Genomic DNA, 4,851 nt, shown 5'->3' on the forward strand with positions numbered 1-4,851 from the left:
AGGACCGGGTGAGCGGGGCGGACCCGTCCGGGGCGGTGCCCCCGGAGCCGCACGGGGACCGGCCGCTGCGGGTCGTCCTCGCCGACGACCAGGATCTCGTGCGGGCGGGTTTCCGGGTCATCCTCGGGGCCGAGCCCGGCATCGAGGTGGTCGGCGAGGCCGGGGACGGGGACGAGGCCGTGGCGGTCACCAGCCGTACGGGGGCCGACGTGGTGCTGATGGACGTCCGGATGCCCCGGGTGGACGGGTTGGCGGCGACCCGCCGCATCCTGGGCACGGCGCCGGGGGCCCCGCCGGGCCCGGCCGGGGCCCGGGTCATCATCCTCACCACCTTCGACCGCGAGGACTACCTCTTCGAGGCCCTGCACGCCGGGGCGAGCGGGTTCCTGCTGAAGAACGCCGCCCCGGAGGACCTGATCGACTCGGTCCGGGTGGTGGCCCGCGGGGACGCGTTGCTCTCCCCCGAGGTGACCCGCCGCGTCATCGCCCGGTTCGCGGGGACGGCCGCCCCCGTCCCGGGTGCCGCCGGGTGGCGCCCGCCGGAGCTGACCGACCGGGAGTACGAGGTGCTCGTGTCGCTGGCCCGCGGGGCGAGCAACGCCGAGATCGCCGGCAGGCTGTTCCTGGGGGAGACGACCGTGAAGACGCACGTGTCCCGGGTGCTGACCAAGCTGAACCTGCGGGACCGCACCCACGCCGTGGTGTACGCCTACGAGAACGGCATCGTGGCCCCCGGCCGGGAGTGACCGCGACGCCGCCCAGCGTCCCCCGTGGGGAGGACGCACCGGGTCGGTCGGGCGCAGGACGTCGTCGGTCGGTGCCCTGTGATTGACTCCGCCGTCATGTTGACCGTGACATCGATCAGTCGGAGCTTCGGTGCGCACCGTGCGCTCGACGACGTCTCCTTCGAGGTCCGGCCGGGGCGCATGACCGGGTTCCTGGGTGCCAACGGCGCGGGCAAGACCACCGCCATGCGGATCATCCTGGGGGTGCTCGCCGCCGACTCGGGCAGTGTGACCTGGGACGGACGTCCGGTCACGCAGGCCTCGCGGCAACGGTTCGGCTACATGCCGGAGGAGCGCGGGCTGTACCCGAAGATGCGGGTGGCCGAGCAGATCGCCTGGCTGGGGCAGCTGCACGGACTCGACCGTGCCGCCGCCCGCCGGAACACCGCCCGCCTGCTCGACCAGCTCGAACTCGCCCCGCGCGCCGACGACAAGCTGGAGGAGCTCTCGCTCGGCAACCAGCAGCGGGCGCAGGTCGCGGCGGCGCTGGTGCACGACCCGGTCCTGCTGATCCTCGACGAACCGTTCTCCGGGCTCGACCCGATCGCGGTGGAGACGGTGCTCGCCGTGCTGCGCGACCGTGCCGCCTCCGGCGTGCCCGTATTGTTCTCCAGCCACCAGCTCGCCGTGGTCGAGCGGCTGTGCGACGACCTGATCATCATCTCCGAGGGGGAGATCGCCGCCGCCGGGGAACGCACGGAGCTGCGCCACCGATACGGCCGGACGCGCTACGAGATGGTGGTGGACTCCGACGCCGGATGGCTGCGGGACCTGCCCGGGGTGCGGGTGCTCGACCTCGACGGGGCCCGCGCGGTCCTCGAGCTCGACGACGCGGCGGATCCGGGCGACGGGGCCGGCGCCGACCAGGCGGTGCTGCGGGCGGCGCTGGAGCGGGGAGCGGTGCGCACCTTCGCACCGGTCGTGCCGACCCTCGAGGAGATCTTCAAGGAGGTCGTGTGATGACGTCGACGGACACGCGGACCCCGACCGCCCCCGCCCCGCCGACCGGCCCGGGCACCGGAACCTCGTTCCGTTCGGCCACGTGGCTGGTGGCCGAGCGGGAGATCCGCAGCTTCCTGCGGATGAAGAGCTGGTGGATCGGCTTCGCCACCCTCGTCGTGGGACTCTTCGCGACGGCGCTGCTGCCGTCGCTGTTCGGCGGCGGGGACGCGGCCGACGACGGCAGGCCCGGGGTCGCGGTCGTGGGCACCGACCCGCCCCCGGGACTGGAGGCGGCCGCCGACGAGATCCGGATCCTCGAGGTCGACGATCCCGCGGGCGCCGGGCAGCTGCTGGCCGACGGCGAGGTCCGGGCGATCGTCACACCGGACGGGACGAACGGGTCGGACGCCGGGGTGCACGTGATGGCGGCGTCCGAACCACCCCTGGTGATCCTGGACGCACTCGGCACCCTCCCAACGGTGGAGATCGTCGAGACCCCGGACGACGCGGGTGGGGGAGAGCAGGCGCTGGTCTCGCTCGTGTTCGGCCTGGTCTTCCTGATGTTCGGCATGGGGGGCATCGCGATCGCGCAGAGCACGGTCACCGAGAAGCAGACCCGCATCGTCGAGATCCTGGTCTCCACCGTCCCGGTGCGGGCGCTGCTGGCGGGGAAGATCGCCGGGCACTCCCTGCTGACGATCGGGCAGGTCCTCGCGCTCGCCGTCCTCGCGCCCGTCGCGCTCCGGCTCGGGGGGCACACCGAGTTCCTGTCCGTGCTCGCCCCGGCCCTGGGGTGGTTCGTGCCGTTCATGCTGCTCGGGTTCGTGCTGCTGGCGGCGATGTGGGCGGTCGCGGGCTCCGTGGTCAGCAGACAGGAGGACCTCGGTTCGAGCACGAGCCTGGTGATGCTGTTCGTCATGGTGCCCTACTTCGCCGTGGTGTTCTTCGGTGACAACGCGGGGGTGCTCGCCGTGCTGTCCTACGTGCCGTTCTCCGCCCCGGTGGGGATGCCGGTGCGCCTGTTCACCGGGGACGCGCAGGTCTGGGAGGCGGTCGCGTCCCTCGGGCTGCTCGTCGCGGCGCTCGTGGTGATCGTGCTGCTCGCGAGCCGGGTGTACTCCGGGGCGCTGTTGCAGACCCGCGGCCGGATCGGGCTGGCCCGGGCGTGGGCCCGCGCGGACGACCGACCGACCGGGGACCGGGCGTGACCGGCGGTAGGGTCGGCACCGACGATGATCACGAAGGAAGGGTGGAGCCGATGTCGGTGACCGGGCTCGAACTGCGGACGCTGTCGGACGAGCCGGCCACGCTGGCGTCCCTCGGCGCACGGGCGCTGCTGGTGGTCAACGTGGCGTCCCGGTGCGGGCTGACCCCGCAGTACTCCGGCCTGGAACGGCTGCACGAACGCTACGCCGACCGCGGTTTCACGGTCGCGGGCTTCCCGTGCAACCAGTTCGCCGGGCAGGAACCGGGTGGGGCGGAGGAGATCGCGACGTTCTGCGCGACCACGTACGGCGTCACGTTCCCGATGTTCGCCAAGGTCGACGTGAACGGCCCGGACCGGCACCCGCTGTACGCCGAGCTGGTGCGGCACCCGGACGCCGACGGCGAGGCCGGGGACGTGCAGTGGAACTTCGAGAAGTTCCTGCTCGACGACGCGGGAACGGTGCTCGCCCGGTTCCGCCCGGGCACGGAACCGGAGTCGGACGAGGTCGTCACCGCCGTGGAGGCCGCGCTGGCCCGGGGCTGACCGGGCACGGGCGGGTGGCCGGGGTACGCCCCGCGAGGGCCCGGACGGTCGCGGTCAGTCCGAACCCGGCCACCACCCCGCCCGCCGGCAGCGGCAGCCGGTCGCCCCACCTCACGAAGGGTGTCGTGCCGGTGTGCCGGGGCACGGTGACGACGAAGGTCCCGCTGTCCCCGGGCGGGCGCCACAGCAGTTGCCGCCCCGCCGCGTCGAACGCGGCCGACGTGCCACTCGTGCTGACCAGCACGGACGCGCGCCCGGATTCGACCGCCCGCACCGCCTCGCCCGCCGCCTGCTGCGCCTGGGCCCAGCTGTCCTGAAACGTGGTGAGCGACCCCTGGACGACGGTCACGTCCGCCCCGGCCCGCGCGAGGTCGCGGCGCAGGTCCGAAAACACCGACTCGTAGGAAATCAACGGTCCGAGCGTGGTGCCGTCGACCCGCAGCAGTGCCCTCCGGTCACCGGTGGCCCGGTCGACGTCGGCGGCCTCGGTGTGCCCGGTCAGCGGCCCGAGTACCGGCCGCAGCGGCACGTACTCGCCGAACGGCGCCAACCGCCGCTTGTGGTAGGTCGCGACCACGCCGTCCGGCCGGTAGTGGTGGGTGGCCTTCGTGCTCCGCCCGTCCGCCTGCCGGGCGTCCACGTTGACCAGGAGATCGCCGCCCACCCGGGCGGCCGTGTGCCGCAACCGGTCCGCCACGTCCGGCCGGTCCCCCGGGTCCACCGGGACGCTGCTCTGCCCCCACACCACGACGTCGACGTCGGCGTCGGCGAGTGCCGCGGTGCGCCGCAGGTGTGCTTGCAGGCTGTCGTCGACCACGCCGGGCTGGACCCCGCCCACCCGTAGCGCACCCTCGACGGGCGGAACCGTCCGCGCCAGGCCGAAGGTGACCGTCGCCGCGAGCACACCGAGCGCGAGCGCGGCCCCCGTCCCGCGTGCCGGGGGAGGGGCACGGGTGTCGACCAGGACGGCCAGGCCCACGTTGACCGCCACCAGCACGGCGCCGATCAGCCACACCCCGCCCAGCGCCGCCACCGCGAGCACCGGCCGTACCGACCATTGGGACAGCCCGAGCGGGGTCCACGCCCCGCCGAGGTGGTGCCAGGAACGCGCCACGTCCACCAGCAGGTGGACGGACGGCAGCACCAGGACGGCCGCGGCGGCCCCGGCGGCGGAGGGCGGGGCCCGGAGGAGACCGTGGGCGGCGAGCGCGAACGGGATCCCGGTCAGTGCGGCGAGCGCCAGCGCCGGCACCGCGAAGGCGCCGAGCTGGGGCAGCAGCCAGTGCGCGGCCACCCCGGTGTGCCCCAGCGAGAAGGACCAGCCGAGCCAGGCGGCGTCCCGGAATCCCGCGGCCCGGCCGCACAGCAGCAGCA

Annotated in this window: 5 protein-coding genes; 4 read left to right on the forward strand and 1 reads right to left on the reverse strand. The window is 74.2% G+C overall.

The genetic code is table 11. The annotated features are described in order from the left end of the window. The first annotated feature begins 8 nt into the window (after window positions 1-8). From SACPADRAFT_RS0203155 to SACPADRAFT_RS0203170, 4 genes are all read left to right on the forward strand, one after another. Window positions 9-746: a response regulator transcription factor gene (locus tag SACPADRAFT_RS0203155; protein WP_007026510.1), complete on the forward strand. Its 738-nt coding sequence runs from the start codon at window positions 9-11 to the stop codon at window positions 744-746. A gap of 96 nt (window positions 747-842) precedes the next feature. After that, window positions 843-1,745, forward strand: a complete 903-nt coding sequence (locus tag SACPADRAFT_RS0203160) for an ABC transporter ATP-binding protein (RefSeq protein ID WP_007026511.1) — start codon at window positions 843-845, stop codon at window positions 1,743-1,745. After that, complete coding sequence (locus SACPADRAFT_RS0203165) at window positions 1,745-2,935, forward strand: ABC transporter permease (protein WP_007026512.1); 1,191 nt, start codon at window positions 1,745-1,747, stop codon at window positions 2,933-2,935. Before SACPADRAFT_RS0203160 ends, SACPADRAFT_RS0203165 begins: the two co-directional genes overlap by 1 nt. A 50-nt stretch (window positions 2,936-2,985) precedes the next feature. Next, window positions 2,986-3,477 carry a glutathione peroxidase gene (locus SACPADRAFT_RS0203170; protein WP_007026513.1) on the forward strand — a complete coding sequence of 164 codons (492 nt, stop codon included), beginning with the start codon at window positions 2,986-2,988 and terminating at the stop codon, window positions 3,475-3,477. Here the strand turns inward: SACPADRAFT_RS0203170 and lnt are convergent. Further along, window positions 3,443-4,851, reverse strand: a 1,409-nt coding sequence (gene lnt, locus SACPADRAFT_RS0203175) for an apolipoprotein N-acyltransferase (RefSeq protein WP_051442360.1), incomplete at its 5' end; no start/stop codon positions are given. The genes SACPADRAFT_RS0203170 and lnt overlap by 35 nt on opposite strands.

The sequence above is a fragment of the Saccharomonospora iraqiensis subsp. paurometabolica YIM 90007 genome, from assembly GCF_000231035.2.
Lineage (GTDB): Bacteria > Actinomycetota > Actinomycetes > Mycobacteriales > Pseudonocardiaceae > Saccharomonospora > Saccharomonospora paurometabolica.

Coding starts and splice junctions, on each gene's coding strand:
- SACPADRAFT_RS0203160 (WP_007026511.1), top strand. CDS start 843: ATGTTGACCGTGACATCGATCAGTCGGAGCTTCGGTGCGCACCGTGCG.
- SACPADRAFT_RS0203170 (WP_007026513.1), top strand. CDS start 2,986: ATGTCGGTGACCGGGCTCGAACTGCGGACGCTGTCGGACGAGCCGGCC.
- SACPADRAFT_RS0203165 (WP_007026512.1), top strand. CDS start 1,745: ATGACGTCGACGGACACGCGGACCCCGACCGCCCCCGCCCCGCCGACC.